This is a genomic window from Photobacterium sp. Alg240-V54 (genome assembly GCF_900537155.1).
Taxonomy (GTDB): domain Bacteria; phylum Pseudomonadota; class Gammaproteobacteria; order Enterobacterales; family Vibrionaceae; genus Photobacterium.
Genome location: NZ_UNRL01000014.1, coordinates 32,497 through 53,449, shown reverse-complemented (window position 1 = coordinate 53,449; position 20,953 = coordinate 32,497). Strand labels below are relative to the sequence as shown.

Below are 20,953 nucleotides of genomic sequence, written 5' to 3'. Positions count from 1 at the left end.
CTTCAGCCATCACCATAAGGGCTGAACCAAAAAGGATTTTTATTTATGCCTAAGTACCGCTCAGCAACCACCACCCACGGCCGCAATATGGCAGGCGCACGTGCCTTATGGCGCGCAACTGGGGTTAAAGATCAAGATTTCGGGAAACCGATTATCGCCGTAGTAAACTCATTTACTCAATTTGTTCCCGGTCACGTTCACCTAAAAGATCTCGGTCAATTAGTTGCCGAACAAATTGAACAAGCAGGCGGTATCGCCAAAGAATTTAATACCATTGCGGTTGATGATGGCATTGCCATGGGTCACGGCGGGATGCTGTATTCATTGCCATCACGCGAATTAATTGCTGATTCTGTTGAATACATGGTCAATGCCCATTGTGCCGATGCGATGGTGTGTATTTCCAACTGTGACAAAATCACGCCAGGAATGTTAATGGCGTCATTACGATTAAATATTCCGGTAATTTTTGTTTCTGGTGGCCCAATGGAAGCTGGAAAAACCAAGCTTTCAGAGCAAGTGATCAAACTTGATTTAGTGGATGCGATGATCCAAGGTGCGGATCCGACGGTTTCTGATGAGCAAAGTGAGCAGATCGAACGTTCAGCATGTCCAACTTGCGGATCCTGCTCTGGAATGTTTACTGCCAACTCAATGAACTGTTTAACCGAAGCGCTAGGGTTAAGCCAGCCCGGTAATGGTTCAATGTTGGCCACACACGCCGATCGCGAGCAGCTATTTATTAATGCTGGTAAACGTATCGTTGCTTTAACTAAACGCTACTATGAACAAGACGATGACACCGCATTACCGCGTAATATTGCCAATAAACTCGCGTTTGAAAATGCGATGGCGCTGGATATTGCGATGGGCGGTTCAAGTAATACCGTATTGCACTTATTAGCAGCAGCACAAGAAGGTGAAATTGACTTCACCATGGCGGACATTGACCAAATGTCACGTCGCGTGCCGCAGTTATGTAAAGTCGCGCCTTCCACGCCTAAATACCATATGGAAGATGTTCACCGCGCAGGTGGCGTTTACGCGATTTTAGGAGAGCTTGATCGCGCCGGTTTATTACACAATCAATGCCATAATATTTTGAGTGAAACTTTTGCCGAAAGCCTGCGCCATTACGACATTATGCAAACCCAATCTCAAGCTGTAAAAGATTTCTTCCGCGCCGGTCCTGCGGGTATTCGCACCACCAAAGCATTCTCGCAAGATTGCCGTTGGGACACCCTTGATGATGATCGCCAACATGGCTGTATTCGTAGTCGAGAATTTGCGTTTAGTGATGAAGGCGGATTAGCTGTGCTATCAGGCAACATGGCCCTTGATGGCTGTATCGTTAAAACCGCAGGCGTTGATGAAAGCTGCTTAACCTTTACCGGCCCGGCGGTGGTATTTGAAAGCCAAGATACGGCTGTCGAAGGTATTCTTGGTGGAAAAGTCAACGCTGGTGATGTAGTCGTTATTCGTTATGAAGGACCAAAAGGCGGGCCGGGCATGCAAGAAATGCTCTATCCGACCACCTATTTAAAATCGATGGGGCTGGGTAAAGAGTGCGCCCTGATCACTGATGGCCGCTTCTCAGGCGGCACCTCAGGATTATCGATTGGTCATGTTTCACCAGAAGCTGCCAGTGGCGGTACTATTGGCTTAATTAATAGTGGCGATATGATCGCAATTGATATTCCTAATCGCAGTATCAAATTACTGGTTGATGATGCCACGCTCGCCACTCGCCGTGCAGAGGTTGCATTACGCGGCTGGAAACCTGTCGATCGCGTGCGTCAAGTGTCATTAGCACTTAAAGCCTATGCGCTACTTGCGACCAGTGCCGATAAAGGTGCTGTACGTGATAAATCCAAGTTAGAAGGATAATCGAATGGCCGAAGTGAACCCTGTCAGCGATCAATATTTACTTAGCGGTGCAGACTATCTGCGCAATATTTTACGCGCCCCAGTGTATGAGGTTGCGCAAGTTACTCCTCTACAAAATTTAGCTCGCCTCAGTGCTCGTATCGGCAATCAGGTGCAATTAAAGCGAGAAGATCGTCAGCCTGTACATTCGTTTAAATTGCGCGGCGCCTATAATATGATGACTCAACTGACAGCGCGTCAACGTCAGGCTGGTGTCATTGCTGCATCTGCAGGTAATCATGCCCAAGGATTAGCACTATCAAGCCAAAAGTTAGAAGTTAGCGCCACTATCGTCATGCCGCGTACCACACCCGATATTAAAGTCGATGCTGTACGTGGATTTGGCGCTAATGTGGTCTTGCACGGCAATAACTTTGATGAAGCCAAAATCCATGCTGAAATGCTGGCGCAGCAACATGGCTATACTTTTATCCCTCCGTTTGATCATCCAGCCATCATTGCCGGACAGGGCACGATTGGTATTGAACTGGTGCAACAAAATGGTCATCTTGAGTATGTGTTCGTTCCTGTTGGCGGTGGCGGTTTAGCCGCGGGCGTCTCGGTATTATTAAAACAACTGCTACCTGAAATTAAAGTTATCGGTGTCGAAGCCGAAGACTCGGCCTGTTTAAAGGCGGCTTTTGATGCCGGACAACCAGTAACACTTGATCAAGTGGGTATGTTTGCCGATGGCGTCGCAGTGAAACGTATTGGCAGTGAGACCTTTCGTTTATGTGAACAATATCTTGATGATGTGATCACCGTCAGTAGCGATGAAATTTGCGCGGCGGTGAAAGATATCTTTGAAGATACTCGCGCAATTGCTGAACCGTCAGGGGCATTATCATTGGCTGGTTTAAAAAAATATGCTGAGCAGCAGCAATTACAACAATGTCATTTAGCGGCAATTTTATCGGGAGCTAACCTTAACTTTCATGGACTGCGTTATGTGTCTGAACGCTGCGAATTAGGCGAGAAACGCGAAGGGCTATTAGCGGTGACGATTCCAGAACGTCCAGGGGCATTTCTAGACTTTTGTCACCTGATTGGTGGTCGTGCTGTGACCGAATTTAACTACCGCTATAATGATGACAAACTCGCCAATGTATTTGTCGGGGTACGATTACTTCAAGGCCAACAAGAGCTGGAACATATTATTGCTGATCTGCGTAAGGGCGGTTATCCGGTGATGGATTTATCCGATGATGAAATGGCTAAAGTGCATGTGCGCTATATGATTGGTGGCCGACCATCAAAACCATTGCAAGAACGATTATATAGCTTTGAATTTCCAGAATACCCAGGCGCACTGACTAAGTTTTTATCTACCTTAGGCGGTCAATGGAATATTAGCCTATTTAATTACCGTAACCATGGTGCTGATTATGGCCGAGTATTATGTGGGTTTGAATTAGCTGAACATGATTTGCTGTCGTTTACCAACCACCTGCGTAAACTGGGTTATCATTGGCATGATGAAACTGACAGCGCGGCATATAAGTTCTTTCTCGCCCAATAAGCTCAAATAGCTTTATTTTATCAAGCAGCGTTAACAACGCTGCTTTTTTATTACGATCACTGGCGATGAGTCAGGGTGCGAGTATATTCCGCCATATACTGCGCTAATTGAATGCTCTGTTGTAAAATTATTTGGCGAGCAGAGTGAGGAAGACAGCCAAAGCACTGAACTAATTTATCGATCTCTTCTTTGTATTCACTCTCGATAATATCGAGCCCTAAATCACCATAAATAAACCAGGTTAACGGCCGTTCGGTTAGCTCTGAAATCTCAACCAATAATCGTACTTTTGGCTCAGTTTTACCGGTTTCTAAATCTAAATAAGTTTGACGTGCAACTTTCAACTGTTGGGCCATATAAACTTGAGTTAAGCCTTTCCATTCACGCGCTTCTTTGATCCGTAGCGCCATTTGTTGTTTACGATCTGTCATCATCTACTCCAAAAAACCGTTGTAAGTATCAGTACTACAACAATCCCTTGCAGATGATGCGCCAAGTTTTTTAACCCATAGTTACGATAAAATCAGACAATTACTCTTTTAATGGTCGCTATTGTTTGTATTTTGAATTGCAGTTCGTCAGTTTGCATACTGCTATTTTTATTTCGCAAAAAAAATTAGTGATACATGTCAACATAACTAGGCTCAAAGATTCAATACTGACAACTAAAAAAGGTGCCTCAAATGGCACCTTTTTTGATATCGAGTAATCAGCTAATAACCTGTTTAATGGTTATTCAACCGTTACCGCTTTGGCCAGATTACGTGGCTGATCGACATCTGTACCTTTAATTAAAGCAACGTGATACGCCAATAACTGCATTGGAATGGTGTAAAAAATCGGTGCAATAATCTCATCAACTTTAGGCATGGTAATGATCTTCATACCATCACAATCATCAAAATCGGCTTCATTATCGGCAAAAACATACAATAACCCACCACGCGCACGCACTTCCTCAATGTTTGATTTTAGTTTCTCAAGCAAATCATTGGTCGGGGCCACCACAATCACTGGCATTTCAGCATCCACTAACGCTAATGGACCATGTTTAAGCTCACCAGCCGCATAAGCTTCAGCATGAATGTAAGAAATCTCTTTCAATTTCAATGATGCTTCAACTGCAATCGGATAAAACTCACCGCGACCTAAAAATAACGCATGCTGTTTATCGGCAAAATCTTCTGCTAATGCCTCAATCGGCTTATCAAACGCTAGCGCTTGTTCGATGTAGCTTGGCAGCTGCTGCAATGCTGCCACAATGTGTTGTTCTTGCACTCGATCTAACGTGGCTTGTTGCTTACCAATGGCTGTTACTAGCATCAATAGTGCCACCAGCTGAGTGGTAAACGCCTTAGTTGATGCCACCCCAATTTCAGCCCCCGCACGAGTCATAAAGGCTAAATCAGACTCACGTACTAACGATGAACCCGCAACATTGCAAATGGTCATTGCTGCCATATAGCCTTTTTGTTTAGCAAGGCGCAATGCTGCCAGTGTATCAGCCGTTTCACCTGATTGAGAAAGGGTGATCAGTAAGCTATTTGGACGGGTAACAAATTTACGATAACGGAACTCAGAGGCTATCTCGACATCACAGCTTATTCCAGCGATGGATTCAAACCAATACCGTGCCACCATGCCTGCATTATAAGAAGTACCGCAAGCAATGATCTGAATATGTTCAACTTTATCAAGGATCGTTGCCGCATCACTGCCGATACTTTCGATGATCACATGATCATCGCTAATTCGACCTTCCATGGTGTTGATCAATGCACTTGGCTGCTCAAAGATCTCTTTTTGCATATAATGACGATATTGGCCTTTATCTGCTGCATCATGCTCTACTGTTGATTCGCTCACTTTACGCTCAACGGCCTGACCTTGACTATCAAATACTGATATTTTACGTCGTGTCACTTCGGCAACATCACCTTCTTCTAAGAACATGAAGCGGCGAGTGACATTTAATAATGCCAGTTGATCAGAGGCGATAAAGTTTTCGCCAACCCCCAGTCCAATCACTAATGGGCTGCCAGAGCGCGCAACAACTACTCGTTCAGGATCGCGACTGTCCATCACAACGGTACCGTAAGCACCTTCAAGTTGAGTAACGCTATTCTGTACTGCCGTTAATAAACAATCCGCCGAACGCAGCTCCCAATCAACTAAATGGGCAATCACTTCAGTATCAGTCTGCGAGCTAAACACATAACCACGCTCACGCAATAACTCACGTAAAACCTGATGATTTTCAATAATACCGTTGTGAACAATGGCAATATGTTGACCAGAAATATGTGGATGGGCGTTAGCTTCTGATGGCTCACCATGGGTTGCCCAGCGAGTATGCGCAATGCCAGTACCACCGCATAAATCGATACTCTCAACCGCATCAGCCAACGCTTGCACCTTACCTAATTGACGCACGCGCTGCAAAGTATTATCAGCAGCCACCACCGCAATACCAGCAGAGTCATAACCGCGATATTCTAAACGGCGTAAGCCTTCAATCAGAATTTCAGCCACATCACGTTGTGCTACTGCACCCACTATTCCACACATAATAATTCCTTTACTACAGCTTTGGTTATTTCAAGATTACCCATTAACGACGGCACGAATCACTCGCACCCCATGTTGTTCAATACTGGCTTTATCGCTATCACTTAAGCCTTCATCAGTGATCAAAGTACTGATCCCTTGCCAGGCTAATTCAAGGTTGGGGATTTTGCGCCCGACTTTGTTTGATTCAACCATCACTACCACTTCACGCGAGACTTCAGCCATTACTCGACTTAACCCCATTAATTCATTAAAGGTGGTGGTACCACGGGCAACATCAATGCCATCAGCACCGATAAACAGCTGATCAAAATCGTACGAACGTAATACTGATTCTGCGACCTGACCTTGAAAGGATTCAGAATGGGGATCCCAAGTACCGCCAGTCATTAATAGCGTCGGTTCATTTTCAAGTGCATTGAGGGCATTAGCGACATGAAGCGCGTTGGTCATCACAATCAAGCCTTGCTTGTCACCCAATAACGTAATCAATGCGGCAGTGGTACTGCCACTATCAATAATAATGCGATGGTGATCGCGAATTTGCTCAGCGGCAGCTTGTGCGATCGCTAACTTACACACTGAAACTTGCTCGGTGTGCTCGGTCGTGACAATTTCGCTCGGCATCGCAATCGCACCACCATAGCGACGCAATAATGAACCAGTGATCTCTAAGGCAGCTAAATCCTTACGGATAGTAACTTCTGAGGTAGAAAAATGATGCGCTAAAACATCAACGCTAACCTCGCCTTGCTCACTGACCATAACGGCAATAGCATGACGACGCTGCTGAGTATTACGTTTCGACATGAAGGTTAAACAACAAAATAAGTTTCGATTTGAAACTAGTATAGCGTTACTAAAAACGATTCTGCAATACCCTTGAAATAATTTTCATCACAAAATAATGCAGCAGAGGGATAATATAGATAGCACTAAAATCGCAGTAAAAGACCAAAATTTAGCCATAAAAAAAGCAGAGCTTGCGCTCTGCTTAATAATATATCGCTCTTTAAACTGACATTTTTTCAGTTATAGAATAAGCCTATTTTTTGGTTGGGCGTTTCCAACCTTTAATCGTACGTGCTGGTGTACGAGTGATCACCAACTCATCTTCACCAACATTGCGGTTAATGGTTGAGCCTGCGCCAATGGTGGCACCACTTGCTACTTTTACAGGAGCAATAAGTTGAGTATCAGAGCCGACAAACACATCATCGCCGATTTCAGTCTTAAACTTATTGGCGCCATCGTAGTTACAAGTGATTGTCCCGGCACCAATATTTACATTAGTACCAATCTCAGCATCACCTAAATAGCTTAAATGACCTGCTTTAGAACCAACACCTAAACGGGCTTGCTTCATTTCAACGAAATTACCTACATGGGCTTGAGTCATTAACTCAGCACCAGGGCGTAAACGTGCAAATGGACCGACCGTACAAGATTCACCAACAATCGCGCCTTCAATCACACTGTAAGGACTAATAATACTGTTATCATCAATCTCACAGTTTTTCAGCACACAACCAGCACCAATAATCACGTTATCACCAATGCTAACACTGCCTTCGATAATAACGTTAACATCGATTTCAACATCAGTACCACATTGCAGTGAACCGCGTAAATCAAATCGAGCCGGATCACGCAGCATTACACCTTGCTCAAGTAAACGCTCCGCCTGCATCGATTGGAATGCTCGTTCTAGACGCGCTAACTGCACACGGTTATTGACCCCTTCAACTTCAATCGCTAACGCAGGGTGAACCGCTTCAACCGCACGACCTTCGTTATGGGCAATTTCAATAATGTCAGTTAGGTAATATTCGCCTTGCGCGTTCTCATTCTTAAGCGATGCTAACCAACGCTTAAGATCGCCGCCATTAGCCACCATCACGCCAGTATTGATTTCTTTAATCAACTTTTGTTCTTCTGTGGCGTCTTTTTCTTCAACGATCGCCACTACAGGGCCATTACGGCGCACGATACGGCCGTAGCCCATCGGGTTATTCAGAACGACAGTCAATAATGCAATACCGCCACTTGGCTGAGCATCAAGTAGATTCTCTAACGTTTGCGCGCTAATTAACGGCACATCACCATATAGGATCAACGCTTTCTCATCATCAGCAAGATTTGGCACTGCTTGGTTAACCGCATGCCCTGTACCTAATTGTTCAGCCTGTAGTACCCAATTAACATTTTCTTTGGCTAATACTTGCTGCATGGTATCGCCACCATGACCATAAACAAGATTGATACTGCTTGAACCAATATCATTACAGGTATCAATAACATGTTTAACCATCGGCTTACCTGCAAGGGTATGAAGCACCTTAGGTAAGTTAGAGTACATACGGGTGCCTTTTCCCGCGGCAAGAATCACAGCACTAAAGCTCATGATGAGTATTCCTCTGAATGCATATATAGTTTGTATATCCCTATTGTACCTGTAGATGCACATAGGTTTAAGATGAACTGCACATTTTAACTAAAAAATAACCAACCAAAAAACTCTGTATAGATAATATTTATTTATACATGAACAAAAATAGACCCTTTATCGCACTATCATCTATTGGAGTTATCGATAAGATAAAAAATACTATTCGGCCATAAAAAAAGCGACCCTAAGGTCGCTTTTTATGATGCTGCTATTAAATATGATTAACGTGAACGTTTGGTCAATTCAATAACGCGTAACTGAGCAATTGCTTTTGCTAGATCACTGGCTGCTTGGGCAAAATCGATATCGCCATGCTGATTATGAATTCTCTCTTCAGCTTGGCGCTTTGCTTCTTCAGCTTTCGCAGTATCTAAATCAATACCACGAATAGCGGTGTCAGCAAGTACGGTTACGATACCAGGTTGTACCTCAAGCATGCCGCCAGAAAGATAAATAACATCTTCTTCGCCACCTTGCTTGATAATGCGTACCATACCGGGAGTAATCGCACTCAACAACGGCGTGTGACCGGCATGAATACCAAGTTCACCTTCGCTACCTGTAACCTGAATACTTTCAGCACGACCAGAAAACAAACGTTTTTCAGCACTGACTACATCCAGATGAAAGGTTATCGCTGCCATATTGCCTCCTAATTAGCTTACAGTTTTTTGGCGTTTTCTAATACGTCTTCAATCGCACCACAGTACATAAATGCCTGCTCAGGGATATCGTCGTATTCACCAGCTAAAATACCTTTAAAGCTACGTAACGTATCTTTAAGTGATACGTAAATACCAGGAGAACCGGTAAATACTTCTGCTACGTGGTAAGGCTGTGTTAGGAAACGTTCAATCTTACGCGCACGAGATACAGCTTGCTTATCTTCTTCAGATAGCTCATCCATACCTAGGATTGCGATGATATCTTTCAGCTCTTTATAACGCTGCAGTAAGCTCTGAACACCACGCGCGATGTCGTAATGCTCTTGACCTACTACCAATGGATCAAGCATACGTGATGTTGAATCCAGTGGATCGATCGCAGGGTATAGACCTAGCGATGCGATTTGACGCGAAAGTACAACAGTTGCATCTAAGTGAGCAAAGGTTGTTGCTGGTGATGGATCCGTCAAGTCATCGGCTGGTACGTATACCGCCTGCACTGACGTGATAGAGCCAGACTTAGTTGACGTGATACGCTCCTGAAGTACACCCATTTCTTCTGCAAGTGTTGGCTGATAACCTACCGCAGATGGCATACGACCTAGCAATGCCGATACTTCAGTACCAGCAAGGGTGTAACGGTAGATGTTATCGATAAATAACAGTACGTCACGACCTTCGTCACGGAAACGCTCAGCCATTGTCAAACCAGTCAAAGCAACACGTAGACGGTTACCTGGTGGCTCGTTCATCTGACCGTAAACCATCGCTACTTTTGATTCTTCAGGCTTCTCAAGGTTAACAACCCCAGCTTCCTGCATTTCAAAGTAGAAATCGTTACCTTCACGTGTACGCTCACCAACACCGGCAAATACCGATAGGCCAGAGTGTTGCAGTGCGATGTTGTTGATAAGCTCCATCATGTTAACGGTCTTACCTACACCTGCACCACCAAATAGACCGATTTTACCACCCTTAGCAAACGGACAAATAAGGTCGATAACCTTAACGCCTGTTTCTAACAGTTCGGTTGCATTTGATTGTTCTTCGTAGCTTGGCGCTGGACGGTGAATAGCGTAACGCTCTTGCTCACCGATTTCACCACACTCATCAATGGGTTGACCTAGAACGTTCATGATACGTCCTAGAGTCGCTGTACCCACTGGTACTTCAATAGGGCGGCCTGTATTTTCAACAGACAAACCACGACGTAAGCCATCAGAAGTACCCATTGCGATACCACGCACAATACCGCCACCAAGTTGCTGCTGAACTTCCAGTACTAATGTACCGTTCTCTTTCGCATCAACATGTAGGGCATCATATACTTTGGGTACAGAGTCCTGTGGAAACTCTACGTCGACTACTGCACCAATGATCTGGACGATCTTACCTGTAGCCATCGTTAATCCTCTAAACTTATTAATTCTTTGCCTTAAACAGCAGATGCACCAGAAACGATTTCTGATAATTCTTGTGTAATCGCCGCCTGACGAGCTTTGTTGTACACAAGTTGCAAGTCATCAATTAGATCACCTGCGTTATCGGTTGCAGCTTTCATTGCCACCATTCGTGCCGCTTGCTCACTGGCAAGGTTCTCAACCACGCCTTGATACACTTGTGATTCGACATAACGAACCAATAAAGCATCAAGTAACGGTTGTGGCTCGGGCTCATAAATATAATCCCAAGAATGGTTGCGCTGCATCTCTTCGTCTTCTGACTTAGGCAAAGGCAACAATTGATCAATCACTGGTTCTTGAACCATGGTATTTACAAACTGGTTGTATACTAGGTACAAACGATCTAATTGACCTTCATCATATTTCTTCAGCATTACGCCAACAGTACCGATCAGCTCATCAACCGTTGGTGAATCACCAAGGCCTGATACTTGAGCCGTTACGTTGCCGCCGTAGTTATTAAAAAATGCCGTTGCTTTTGCGCCAATTAACGCAAGATCAACCTCTGCACCTTTTTCAGACCATGTTTGAATATCGTTAATGGCTTTTTTAAACAAGTTAATGTTTAAGCCACCACACAGACCACGGTCAGTAGAAACAATGATGTAACCGACGCGCTTGGCTTCACGCTCTTCAAGATAAGGATGCTTATACTCAAGGCTACCAAGGGCGATGTGACCGATCACTTTGCGCATAGTTTGTGCGTATGGACGTGATGACTCCATCGCTTCTTGCGTTTTACGCATTTTAGAAGCTGCCACCATTTCCATCGCTTTGGTGATCTTCTGTGTATTTTGAACACTGCCGATCTTGTTACGAATCTCTTTTGCGCTGGCCATCGTCACTCTCCGTTAGAAGGTGATCGCTAAGCGATCACCAACCAATTACCAAGTTTGGGTCGCTTTGAAATCTTGCAGCAGTTTTGAGAACTGCGCTTCGATATCATCGTTGTAAGCACCCGTTTCATCAATTTGAGCTACTAACTCAGCAAATTGACCTTTGGCAAATGAAAGCAACGCAGCTTCGAAATCAGCTAACTTGGCAAGTTCAATATCACCTAAGAAACCTTTTTCGGCAGCAAAAATAACAATCGCTTGCTCAAATACAGACATTGGCGAGTATTGCTTTTGCTTCATCAACTCAGTCACTTTCTGACCGTGATCAAGCTGCTTTTTAGTTGCATCATCAAGGTCTGACGAGAACTGAGCAAACGCTGCTAGTTCACGGTACTGTGCTAGGGCAGTACGAATACCACCTGAAAGCTTCTTGATAACTTTAGTTTGGGCAGCACCACCTACACGCGATACAGAAATACCTGGATCAACCGCAGGACGAATACCCGCGTTGAACAGTTCTGTTTGCAGGAAGATTTGACCATCGGTGATAGAGATAACGTTAGTCGGTACGAACGCCGATACGTCACCTGCTTGAGTTTCAATGATAGGTAGCGCGGTTAAAGAACCTGTTTTACCTGTCACTTCACCGTTCGTGAATTTCTCAACGTAGTGCTCACTAACACGTGATGCACGCTCAAGAAGACGAGAGTGAAGGTAGAAAACATCACCAGGGAATGCTTCACGACCCGGTGGGCGTTTTAGCAATAGTGAGATTTGACGATAAGCAACGGCTTGTTTAGACAAGTCATCGTATACGATCAGTGCATCTTCGCCACGGTCACGGAAGTATTCACCCATTGCACAACCTGAGTAGGGTGCAAGGTATTGTAGTGCAGCAGCTTCAGAAGCAGATGCAACCACAACAATGGTGTTTTCCAATGCGCCGTGCTCTTCAAGTTTACGAACCACGTTCGCAATCGTTGAAGCTTTTTGGCCAATAGCCACATACACAGAGTAGATACCAGAATTCTTCTGGTTGATGATGGCATCGATAGCCATCGCGGTTTTACCCGTTTGACGGTCACCGATAATCAGCTCACGCTGACCACGACCGATTGGAATCATCGCATCAACTGCTTTGTAGCCCGTTTGCACAGGTTGATCAACAGATTTACGATCGATTACGCCCGGTGCAATTACTTCAACAGGAGAGAATGTCTCTGTTTCAATTGAACCTTTACCATCGATAGGCTGACCCAGGGTGTTTACAACACGACCAAGTAGCGCAGGACCTACAGGTACTTCAAGAATACGACCAGTACCGGTTACCTTCATGCCTTCCTGTAGCGAAGCATAAGGGCCCATTACAACTGCACCAACCGAGTCACGCTCAAGGTTAAGTGCTAAAGCGAATAGTCCGCCTGGTAGTTCAATCATTTCACCTTGCATTACGTCAGCAAGGCCATGGATTCGAATAATACCGTCGCTTACAGAAACGATAGTACCTTCGTTACGCGCTTCACTTACAACGTTGAAGTTTTCAATACGTTGTTTGATCAGTGCGCTAATTTCCGTGGAATTAAGTTGCATGCACAATTCCCCAAATCAAGACAGCAAAGTATCGCTCAGACGGTTCAATTTTCCCCGTACAGAGTTATCGATAACAAGGTCTCCAGCTCTAATTACAACCCCAGCAATCAGGGTCTCGTCTACACTGCAGGTCAACATCACTTTACGTGCTAAACGCTGCTCAAGTTTGGCGCTGATCGCATCTAACTGGTTTTCATCAAGAGCAATGGCAGAGATCACCATAGCTTCGATGGTTTTTTCATGCTCATGTTTCATCAGCATGAATTCACCACAGACATCGGGTAGCGCATTGAGGCGTCCATTAACGGCCATGACTTTAATTAAGTTATGGCCGAATTCGTCGAGTTGCTCACCGCACACTGAAACAAATATTTCAGCGAGCTTGTCAGCGGCATAGCCACTATCAAGAATATCTTGCATAGTGTCATCAGTTGCCACAGCACCCGCAAAAGTTAGCATTTCTGCCCACTGTGCTAGTGCATTATTCTCGACCGCAAAGTCAAATGCTGCTTTAGCGTAGGGGCGTGCGATAGTAGTCATATCCGACATGTGCTTGCCCCTTTAATTACAGTTCTGCAGTGACTTTGTTAAGAATATCAGTTTGCGCTTCCATATCGATGGAACGCCCAATGATCTTCTCAGCACCAATCACAGCTAGAGTTGCAACTTGTTTTCTTAACTCATCACGAGCACGATTACGTTCAGCTTCAATTTCAGCCATACCTTGAGCAAGAATTTTCTCACGCTCAGCTTGGGCTTCAATTTTCGCATCATCGACAATTTGAGCTTTACGCTTATTTGCCTGTTCAATCAGCTCACTCGCGGCGCGTTTCGCTTCTTTTAATTGATCAGAAGCATTAGCTTGTGCAAGGTCCAGGTCTTTGGCAGCGCGATCTGCAGCTGCCAAGCCGTCAGCAATTTTTTTCTGACGTTCTTCAATCGCTTCCATAATTGGCGGCCATACATATTTCATGCAGAACACGACAAAGAAGAAGAAAGCGATAGCCTGACCCAGCAAAGTTGCATTCATATTCACAACGCATCTCCTTAAAAAGGGTTGCTAGGGTCCATTTACTCTGGAGTCAGCCTTCTTGAGAAAGGCTGATCACAGCGGTTTATTAGCCAGCTAGTTGGCCAACAAATGGGTTTGCGAATGTGAATAGCAACGCGATTACGATACCGATCATTGGAACCGCATCCAGTAGACCTGCGATGATGAACATCTTAACTTGCAGCATTGGCGCCATTTCAGGTTGACGTGCAGCGCCCTCAAGGAATTTACCACCAAGAATTGCGAAGCCGATCGCTGTACCAAGGGAAGCAAGACCTACAATGATGCCCACGGCAATTGCAGAAAAGCTTAGTAAAGTTTCCATCACTATCTCCAGTTTATAGTTGTCGGCTAAAGTGCCAATAAAAAATATAAAAGTTACAAATAATCGTTAATGATTGTCTTCATGTGCCTGAGACAGGTACACGATAGTTAACATCATGAATACGAATGCTTGAATTGTAATGACTAGGATGTGGAAAATAGCCCACGGTACCGAGCCTAGCCATTGAGCCCACCACGGCATCAACGCCGCGATAAGGATAAACACCACTTCACCAGCAAACATGTTACCGAATAAACGCATACCTAATGAAATTGGCTTCGCAATCAGCGATACCACTTCAAGCAGTAAGTTAAACGGAATCATAATTGGGTGATTGAACGGGTGAAGAGCCAGTTCTTTTGCAAAGCCGAGTAGACCTTTCACTTTGATGCTGTAGTAAATCATCAATGCGAATACACCTAACGCCATTGCCATAGTGATGTTAACGTCAGCACTTGGAACCACTTTTAAATAAGGAATTCCAACACTTTGTGCGGCATACGGAAGAAAATCAATTGGCACAAGGTCCATGATGTTCATCAGTAAAATCCAACAGAAAATGGTTAGTGCTAACGGAGCAACAAGTGGATTGCGGCCATGGAAAGTATCTTTAACGTTGGTATCAACGAATTCAACTACCATTTCAACAAAACATTGTAACTTGCTTGGTACTCCTGATGACGCCTGTTTTGCTACCTTGCGGAATACCCATAAAAAGAATAATCCGGTCAGGACAGAAAAAATAAGGCTGTCGATATTTACCGTCCAAAAACTTCCTTCACTCGCCAAACCAAGCTTATCAGTTGATAAGTTAGTAAGGTGGTGAGTGATGTAGCTTGACGGCGTTAGCGCTTCACCTGGCGCAGCCATAACTGATCCTATTTGTTGTTGTTAATGAATAAAACCGGTCCAAAAATATTAATACCAAGGACCAGCAAATAGGTTAGTTGGAGGGGAACAAGTTCCACCCCTTTATACAGGTAAGCTGCGGCAAAAAGGATGACTGTTATGAGGATTTTGAGCACTTCTCCGCCATAAAATGACGCCATGACTAGTCGTGCCTTCCTGGCACCACTAAACATAAACGCACACATAGCAAATACAGTGTTGGCAATTACAAAAATGCCGCCCCCGATAAGTGCAGATATTCCCCAGTCAACATTGACAGCGAAGACTGCCGTTAATGCCGTAGCTACTACGACGCCAGATTGTAGTAACAGCAACCGTTTTGCCAATTGGCGTCCCGGTTTCACTAGCGCCGATACCATGTATTCGTTCCTCGAGTCCATTCCTCGACACATGAGTGCGGGAAATACAGCGAAAATTATACGGCTGAATAGATTGAATGCAATCTTATTGCAGCAAAAAAAACATTTATATTTTACAACAAAATAACCTAACTACCACAGGGTAATCGTCTAATCAAAAATTACCGCTAGCAGATCACAGTTCGTGGCCTAACATTGCAAGAATTTGCGCTAATTTATCTTGTTGGTCGTAATTAATAACAATTTTACCTTTACCATTTTTATTTTGATTAATGGCAACTTTGGTACCAAAACGCTCACTCAAACTTAATTGTAATGCGACAGTTTGTGGCTGTGGTGCCGACTTGGCTGGCGTTGCGGTTGGATTTAATAGTGTTTTAACTAGCTTTTCAGCCTCACGCACAGTTAACAACTTATTGATGATAATTTGTGCTGTAGCTAACTGTTGCTGCTCATCTAAGGCTAATAAAGCCCTTGCATGACCCATTTCTAACTGTTTTTGTTCAACCAGTTGTTTGACGGCATCAGACAATTGATTCAAACGCAGTAAGTTAGAAACAGCAGCACGTGATTTACCCACAGCATCAGCAACTTGCTGGTGGGTTAATGAAAACTCTTGCTGCAAACGTTCTAAAGCACGCGCTTCTTCGATGGCATTAAGATCTTCACGTTGAATATTCTCAATCAATGCGATAGCAACGGTGGCACGATCATCAACATTTTTGATAATACAAGGAACGGTTTGTAATCCTGCTTGACGCGCTGCTTGCCAACGACGCTCACCGGCAATAATTTCATAACGCTGGTTATCAATACGGCGCACAACAATTGGCTGAATAACACCTTGAGCACGAATCGAATCCGCTAATTCCGTTAATGCATCAGCAGCCATTGTTTTACGAGGTTGATATTGACCAGAGCTCAATGCTGATACTGCAATTTGGCATAACTCACCATCAATAGCTGTTTGCTGTGAGGTATGCTGATCACTTTGTTGTTTCTTTGCTTGAGCAACATTGCTGGTGGCTAGTAGGGCATCAAGGCCTTTGCCCAAGCCTCTTTTATTGAAATTCATGGAAAACCTTACGCTTCAACCGGAGTGGCTTGCAGTGCTAATTCATCACGGCGAATCATTTCACCGGCTAACGCTAAATACGCCTTAGCACCACTAGAATATTTGTCGTAATACATTGCTGGACGACCATGACTTGGAGCCTCAGCAAGACGCACATTACGTGGAATAACTGTACGATATACTTTATCACCAAAATGCTTTTTAAGCTGCTGTGATACCTCATTTGAAAGTCGGTTACGAGGATCAAACATCGTCCGTAACAAGCCCTCAATTTTAAGATCACTGTTAACAACGGCGGTTAACTTACTGATGGTATCCATCAATGCGGTTAAACCTTCAAGGGCAAAATATTCACACTGCATTGGTACTAATACCGAATCAGCAGCAGTCATTGCATTGATAGTTAACAAGTTTAAAGATGGTGGACAGTCAATAAAAATATAATCGTAATTATCACGAACCGAAGCTAACGCATTGCGTAACCGCGTTTCGCGAGCAAACACTTCCATTAATTTAATTTCAGCGGCAGTGACATCGCCATTGGCAGCTATCAAATGATAGCCACCCGTCGTTTCGTTAATAACAACTTGATTAAAAGGAGTCTCATCAACTAAAAGATCATAAGCGCTGGCTTCAACTTGGTATTTGTCGACGCCACTGGCCATGGTCGCGTTACCTTGAGGATCAAGATCGATCACCAATATTTTACGCTGAGTAGCAGCCAATGAAGCAGCCAGATTGACACACGATGTTGTTTTACCAACACCACCTTTCTGATTTGCAACAGCTATGATTCTTCCCACAAAAACCTCAACAATTAATCTTTGGCTGTTAATACAACTAAATGACGCTCGCCTTCGAGATCAGGAACCTGTAACGATTTAACTTCAACAACAGTACACCACTCAGGAAGCTCTGCTGCTTCATCTTGATTATACTGGCCTTTCAGCGCGAAGAATTGACCACCTTGTTTCGGTAAATGGTGACACCAATTAACCATGTCAGACATTGAGGCAAAAGCACGGCTTAGCACCGCATCAAAACCTTCACCGGGATCAAATTCTTCAACACGACTTTGAACAGCAGTCACATTAGTAATTTTTAGCTCATGGATCACTTGACGTATAAATCGAATCCGTTTACCTAAGCTATCAAGCAACGTAAATGATTTATTCGGGCACATAATCGCTAACGGAATGCCAGGTAACCCCGGCCCCGTACCAACATCAATGTAACGCTCACCGTCTAAATATTGGCTAACCACAATACTATCCATAATGTGTTTAACTAACATTTCATTCGGATCGCGCACAGAAGTCAGATTATACGCTTTATTCCATTTGTGCAGCAGTTGCACGTAACCGATCAATTGATCAAGTTGTTGTTCTGTGACCTGAAGATCAGTTTGAGCGATAAGTTCTATCAAACGTTGTTTCATTATCTAACCCTTATTCGCCTTTTTTAAGCAAGCCATGTTTTTTCAAATAAACTAATAGCAATGAAATCGCCGCAGGCGTAATACCAGAGATACGAGATGCCATACCAACAGATTCAGGCTTGGCATCATTAAGCTTAATCACCACTTCATTTGATAAGCCTTTCACCAAGCTATAATCAAGATCAAACGGTAGTTTAGTGGTTTCATGACGTAATGATTTTTCTACTTCATCACGCTGACGGTCAATATAACCTTGGTATTTAATTTGCGTTTCAACTTGCTCACGCGCTTCAATATCATCGTGGGCAGGCGCAAAAGTTTCAATACTGGTTAATTGCTCATAAGTCACTTCAGGGCGACGAAGAAGATCTTCACCATTGGCTTCACGCACGATCGGTGATTTAAGGATCTTGTTTAAACTTTCAATATGATCAGAGTTTGGATTAACCCAAATATCTTTCAAGCGCTGGCGCTCTTGTTCCATATTTTCTAATTTTTGATTAAAACGCGCCCAGCGTTCATCATCAACGAGACCTAACTCACGACCCATTGGGGTTAAACGTAAATCAGCATTATCTTCACGTAACAACAAGCGGTATTCCGCGCGTGACGTAAACATACGGTAAGGTTCTTTAGTACCAATGGTTGATAGATCGTCAATCAATACGCCCATGTAAGCTTGATCGCGACGTGGGCTCCAACCTTCTTTGTCTTGCGTTTGAAGAGCGGCGTTCATACCCGCCATTAGGCCTTGTGCGGCAGCTTCTTCATAACCGGTAGTACCGTTAATTTGGCCCGCAAAGAATAACCCATCAATGTATTTATTTTCATAGGTTTGCTTAAGGTCGCGCGGATCAAAGAAATCATACTCAATCGCATAACCTGGACGCATAATGGTCGCATTTTCAAAGCCTTTCATTGAACGTACAATTTGCATTTGAACGTCAAAAGGTAAGCTGGTTGAAATACCATTCGGATAAAGTTCATTAGTGGTTAAGCCTTCAGGCTCAATGAAAATTTGGTGGCTATTTTTATCCGCAAAACGCATCACTTTATCTTCAATCGAAGGACAGTAACGCGGACCAATACCTTCAATCACACCAGCATACATTGGGCTACGATCAAGGTTATTACGAATCACTTCATGAGTACGCTCATTGGTGTAAGTAATAAAACATGGAATTTGACGTGGGTGATCAGATTGCTTACCCATGAACGAAAACGTTGGGGTTGGGTTATCACCGTGTTGAGTTTCAAGCACGCTAAAATCAACACTACGCGCATCAATGCGTGGTGGAGTACCAGTTTTCAAGCGATCAACACGCAATGGTAATTCACGTAGGCGATCAGCTAAGGCATTTGATGCCGGATCGCCCGTACGACCACCGCTATAATTTTCTAAGCCAATGTGAATTTTGCCGCCAAGGAATGTACCTACGGTCAATACCACGGCTTTAGCATGGAATTTTAATCCCATTTCAGTAACCACGCCTGTGGCGCGATTATTTTCAACAATAAGATCAGTTACAGCTTGCTGGAAAATCATTAAATTTTGCTGATTTTCTAATACGTTACGTACTGCTGCTTTGTACAGTGCACGGTCAGCTTGTGCACGTGTTGCCCGTACTGCTGGGCCTTTGGAAGAGTTGAGGGTGCGGAACTGAATACCGCCTTTATCGATGGCACGCGCCATCAAGCCGCCAAGGGCATCAACTTCTTTAACCAGGTGTCCTTTCCCGATCCCGCCGATAGCTGGGTTGCACGACATTTGGCCCAACGTATCGATATTATGGGTCAACAGTAAGGTTTTTTGTCCCATTCGGGCTGCTGCCAGTGCCGCTTCTGTACCGGCATGACCGCCACCCACAACGATGACATCAAATTTTTCCTGGTAAAACATGAAACTTCCTCAGGTATTTAAATAGCCAGTGAGTTAACTCGAGCAAAGGGCGGACATTCTATCCTGTTTCTTGGCAAGAGAGAATCTTTCATCAAGATCATTTGATCGGCCATTTTGGTTGTTTAAATATATATAAGATCTTTTTAAAGAGATCTTCTATTAGATCTACTATTAGGATCCACTGATCGTGTGGATAACCGCTAAATGATCCTTATGATCATGCATTTAATGAAGATCATTTACTGTGGAGTAGCTTGGATCTTTCAGAGGATAGGCTGGGATCAAAATAGCTACTTATACACAGGGCACGTCGGCCATATAAGTTATTAAATGGATAACTATGGGTTGATCACCGTTTAGATCCATAGTTATCCACAGAAAAAACCATTAAAGAACAGGAATAATTGAGTAACTATTGACCGTTTTTTAACCGTTAAAGCAATTTTGCCACTCTTCAAGCCAGATTTCAGCTGGTTCTTCAGGTACAGGTGTCATCGATACATCAATATCCAGTCGTTGAGCGATGGGTGTAGCACCTAATTGAACCAATAACGCTTCAATATTTTTGCCTGCAGCACAAAAAGTGTCGTAGTTACTGTCTCCAAGTCCAATAACAGCAAACTTTAACGCCTCTAGCGTAGGTTTTTGATCATTGAGCGCATTAGCAAAGGCAATAAAGTTATCTGGGTAATCACCCGCACCATGGGTAGAGCAAATAATTAGCCAAATAGAATCTTGATTTAGCTGCTCAAGTTGAGGTTGGTTGATGATATTGGTTTGATGGCCTTGTGCTGTTAATAATTCAGCGACATGATCGGCGACATATTCAGCACCACCAAGAGTGCTGCCTGTGATCAGAGTAATAGTTGACATAATTATC

20 protein-coding genes are annotated in these 20,953 nt (G+C 43.9%); 2 read left to right on the top strand and 18 right to left on the bottom strand.

What is annotated here, in order from left to right:
- The first annotated feature begins 45 nt into the window (after positions 1-45).
- Both ilvD and ilvA read left to right on the top strand, forming a co-directional pair.
- The gene (ilvD, locus tag G6R09_RS19225) at positions 46-1,887 is read left to right on the top strand and encodes a dihydroxy-acid dehydratase (RefSeq protein ID WP_065167714.1); all 1,842 of its coding nucleotides are present in this window, start codon (positions 46-48) and stop codon (positions 1,885-1,887) included.
- A gap of 4 nt (positions 1,888-1,891) precedes the next feature.
- On the top strand, positions 1,892-3,445 hold the full coding sequence (gene ilvA, locus G6R09_RS19220) for a threonine ammonia-lyase, biosynthetic (RefSeq protein WP_065167715.1): 1,554 nt from the start codon (positions 1,892-1,894) through the stop codon (positions 3,443-3,445).
- Between the two features lie 56 nt (positions 3,446-3,501).
- Here the strand turns inward: ilvA and G6R09_RS19215 are convergent, their stop codons facing one another.
- The 18 genes from G6R09_RS19215 to mioC form a co-directional block, all read right to left on the bottom strand.
- Entirely contained in the window at positions 3,502-3,876 is a 375-nt protein-coding gene (locus G6R09_RS19215; protein WP_065167716.1) for a helix-turn-helix transcriptional regulator, read from the bottom strand.
- Between the two features lie 301 nt (positions 3,877-4,177).
- Complete coding sequence (gene glmS / locus G6R09_RS19210) at positions 4,178-6,013, bottom strand: glutamine--fructose-6-phosphate transaminase (isomerizing) (protein ID WP_163924049.1); 1,836 nt, start codon at positions 6,011-6,013, stop codon at positions 4,178-4,180.
- 36 nt (positions 6,014-6,049) lie between these two features.
- Positions 6,050-6,823 carry a DeoR family transcriptional regulator gene (locus tag G6R09_RS19205; RefSeq protein WP_065167717.1) on the bottom strand — a complete coding sequence of 258 codons (774 nt, stop codon included), beginning with the start codon at positions 6,821-6,823 and terminating at the stop codon, positions 6,050-6,052.
- A gap of 235 nt (positions 6,824-7,058) precedes the next feature.
- Positions 7,059-8,417: a bifunctional UDP-N-acetylglucosamine diphosphorylase/glucosamine-1-phosphate N-acetyltransferase GlmU gene (gene glmU, locus G6R09_RS19200; protein WP_163924047.1), complete on the bottom strand. Its 1,359-nt coding sequence runs from the start codon at positions 8,415-8,417 to the stop codon at positions 7,059-7,061.
- Positions 8,418-8,683: 266 nt separating this feature from the next.
- Positions 8,684-9,106 (bottom strand): F0F1 ATP synthase subunit epsilon, encoded by a 423-nt coding sequence (locus G6R09_RS19195; protein ID WP_060999292.1) that lies wholly within the window; start codon positions 9,104-9,106, stop codon positions 8,684-8,686.
- Between the two features lie 17 nt (positions 9,107-9,123).
- Positions 9,124-10,530 carry a F0F1 ATP synthase subunit beta gene (gene atpD, locus G6R09_RS19190; RefSeq protein ID WP_065167719.1) on the bottom strand — a complete coding sequence of 469 codons (1,407 nt, stop codon included), beginning with the start codon at positions 10,528-10,530 and terminating at the stop codon, positions 9,124-9,126.
- A gap of 32 nt (positions 10,531-10,562) precedes the next feature.
- On the bottom strand, positions 10,563-11,429 hold the full coding sequence (atpG, locus tag G6R09_RS19185) for a F0F1 ATP synthase subunit gamma (RefSeq protein WP_065167720.1): 867 nt from the start codon (positions 11,427-11,429) through the stop codon (positions 10,563-10,565).
- A gap of 45 nt (positions 11,430-11,474) precedes the next feature.
- Positions 11,475-13,016 (bottom strand): F0F1 ATP synthase subunit alpha, encoded by a 1,542-nt coding sequence (gene atpA, locus G6R09_RS19180; protein ID WP_065167721.1) that lies wholly within the window; start codon positions 13,014-13,016, stop codon positions 11,475-11,477.
- 15 nt (positions 13,017-13,031) lie between these two features.
- Positions 13,032-13,565: a F0F1 ATP synthase subunit delta gene (gene atpH / locus G6R09_RS19175; protein ID WP_065167722.1), complete on the bottom strand. Its 534-nt coding sequence runs from the start codon at positions 13,563-13,565 to the stop codon at positions 13,032-13,034.
- Between the two features lie 16 nt (positions 13,566-13,581).
- Entirely contained in the window at positions 13,582-14,052 is a 471-nt protein-coding gene (gene atpF / locus G6R09_RS19170; RefSeq protein ID WP_060999284.1) for a F0F1 ATP synthase subunit B, read from the bottom strand.
- 82 nt (positions 14,053-14,134) lie between these two features.
- Positions 14,135-14,392 carry a F0F1 ATP synthase subunit C gene (atpE, locus tag G6R09_RS19165; RefSeq protein WP_012551447.1) on the bottom strand — a complete coding sequence of 86 codons (258 nt, stop codon included), beginning with the start codon at positions 14,390-14,392 and terminating at the stop codon, positions 14,135-14,137.
- A gap of 66 nt (positions 14,393-14,458) precedes the next feature.
- Entirely contained in the window at positions 14,459-15,262 is an 804-nt protein-coding gene (gene atpB, locus G6R09_RS19160) for a F0F1 ATP synthase subunit A (protein WP_045037212.1), read from the bottom strand.
- An 8-nt stretch (positions 15,263-15,270) separates the two neighbouring features.
- Positions 15,271-15,660 (bottom strand): F0F1 ATP synthase subunit I, encoded by a 390-nt coding sequence (locus G6R09_RS19155; protein ID WP_060999279.1) that lies wholly within the window; start codon positions 15,658-15,660, stop codon positions 15,271-15,273.
- Between the two features lie 175 nt (positions 15,661-15,835).
- On the bottom strand, positions 15,836-16,735 hold the full coding sequence (locus G6R09_RS19150; RefSeq protein ID WP_065167723.1) for a ParB/RepB/Spo0J family partition protein: 900 nt from the start codon (positions 16,733-16,735) through the stop codon (positions 15,836-15,838).
- An 8-nt stretch (positions 16,736-16,743) separates the two neighbouring features.
- Positions 16,744-17,538, bottom strand: coding sequence for a ParA family protein (locus tag G6R09_RS19145; protein ID WP_060999276.1), 795 nt, complete (start codon positions 17,536-17,538; stop codon positions 16,744-16,746).
- Positions 17,539-17,552: 14 nt separating this feature from the next.
- A complete protein-coding gene (rsmG, locus tag G6R09_RS19140) occupies positions 17,553-18,173 on the bottom strand; it encodes a 16S rRNA (guanine(527)-N(7))-methyltransferase RsmG (protein WP_065167724.1) in 621 nt (206 codons plus the stop codon).
- A gap of 10 nt (positions 18,174-18,183) precedes the next feature.
- On the bottom strand, positions 18,184-20,073 hold the full coding sequence (mnmG, locus tag G6R09_RS19135; RefSeq protein ID WP_065167725.1) for a tRNA uridine-5-carboxymethylaminomethyl(34) synthesis enzyme MnmG: 1,890 nt from the start codon (positions 20,071-20,073) through the stop codon (positions 18,184-18,186).
- A 426-nt stretch (positions 20,074-20,499) separates the two neighbouring features.
- Entirely contained in the window at positions 20,500-20,946 is a 447-nt protein-coding gene (mioC, locus tag G6R09_RS19130; protein ID WP_163924045.1) for an FMN-binding protein MioC, read from the bottom strand.
- Positions 20,947-20,953: the final 7 nt, after the last annotated feature.

What these genes read in the sequence shown, in the direction of transcription:
- G6R09_RS19215 (WP_065167716.1), bottom strand. Translation starts at nt 3,876, where the DNA reads ATGACAGATCGTAAACAACAAATGGCGCTACGGATCAAAGAAGCGCGT.
- G6R09_RS19155 (WP_060999279.1), bottom strand. Translation starts at nt 15,660, where the DNA reads ATGGTATCGGCGCTAGTGAAACCGGGACGCCAATTGGCAAAACGGTTG.
- atpH (WP_065167722.1), bottom strand. Translation starts at nt 13,565, where the DNA reads ATGTCGGATATGACTACTATCGCACGCCCCTACGCTAAAGCAGCATTT.
- atpE (WP_012551447.1), bottom strand. Translation starts at nt 14,392, where the DNA reads ATGGAAACTTTACTAAGCTTTTCTGCAATTGCCGTGGGCATCATTGTA.
- mnmG (WP_065167725.1), bottom strand. Translation starts at nt 20,073, where the DNA reads ATGTTTTACCAGGAAAAATTTGATGTCATCGTTGTGGGTGGCGGTCAT.
- atpA (WP_065167721.1), bottom strand. Translation starts at nt 13,016, where the DNA reads ATGCAACTTAATTCCACGGAAATTAGCGCACTGATCAAACAACGTATT.
- G6R09_RS19195 (WP_060999292.1), bottom strand. Translation starts at nt 9,106, where the DNA reads ATGGCAGCGATAACCTTTCATCTGGATGTAGTCAGTGCTGAAAAACGT.
- atpD (WP_065167719.1), bottom strand. Translation starts at nt 10,530, where the DNA reads ATGGCTACAGGTAAGATCGTCCAGATCATTGGTGCAGTAGTCGACGTA.
- G6R09_RS19205 (WP_065167717.1), bottom strand. Translation starts at nt 6,823, where the DNA reads ATGTCGAAACGTAATACTCAGCAGCGTCGTCATGCTATTGCCGTTATG.
- ilvD (WP_065167714.1), top strand. Translation starts at nt 46, where the DNA reads ATGCCTAAGTACCGCTCAGCAACCACCACCCACGGCCGCAATATGGCA.
- glmU (WP_163924047.1), bottom strand. Translation starts at nt 8,417, where the DNA reads ATGAGCTTTAGTGCTGTGATTCTTGCCGCGGGAAAAGGCACCCGTATG.
- rsmG (WP_065167724.1), bottom strand. Translation starts at nt 18,173, where the DNA reads ATGAAACAACGTTTGATAGAACTTATCGCTCAAACTGATCTTCAGGTC.
- ilvA (WP_065167715.1), top strand. Translation starts at nt 1,892, where the DNA reads ATGGCCGAAGTGAACCCTGTCAGCGATCAATATTTACTTAGCGGTGCA.
- mioC (WP_163924045.1), bottom strand. Translation starts at nt 20,946, where the DNA reads ATGTCAACTATTACTCTGATCACAGGCAGCACTCTTGGTGGTGCTGAA.
- G6R09_RS19150 (WP_065167723.1), bottom strand. Translation starts at nt 16,735, where the DNA reads ATGAATTTCAATAAAAGAGGCTTGGGCAAAGGCCTTGATGCCCTACTA.
- glmS (WP_163924049.1), bottom strand. Translation starts at nt 6,013, where the DNA reads ATGTGTGGAATAGTGGGTGCAGTAGCACAACGTGATGTGGCTGAAATT.
- atpG (WP_065167720.1), bottom strand. Translation starts at nt 11,429, where the DNA reads ATGGCCAGCGCAAAAGAGATTCGTAACAAGATCGGCAGTGTTCAAAAT.
- atpB (WP_045037212.1), bottom strand. Translation starts at nt 15,262, where the DNA reads ATGGCTGCGCCAGGTGAAGCGCTAACGCCGTCAAGCTACATCACTCAC.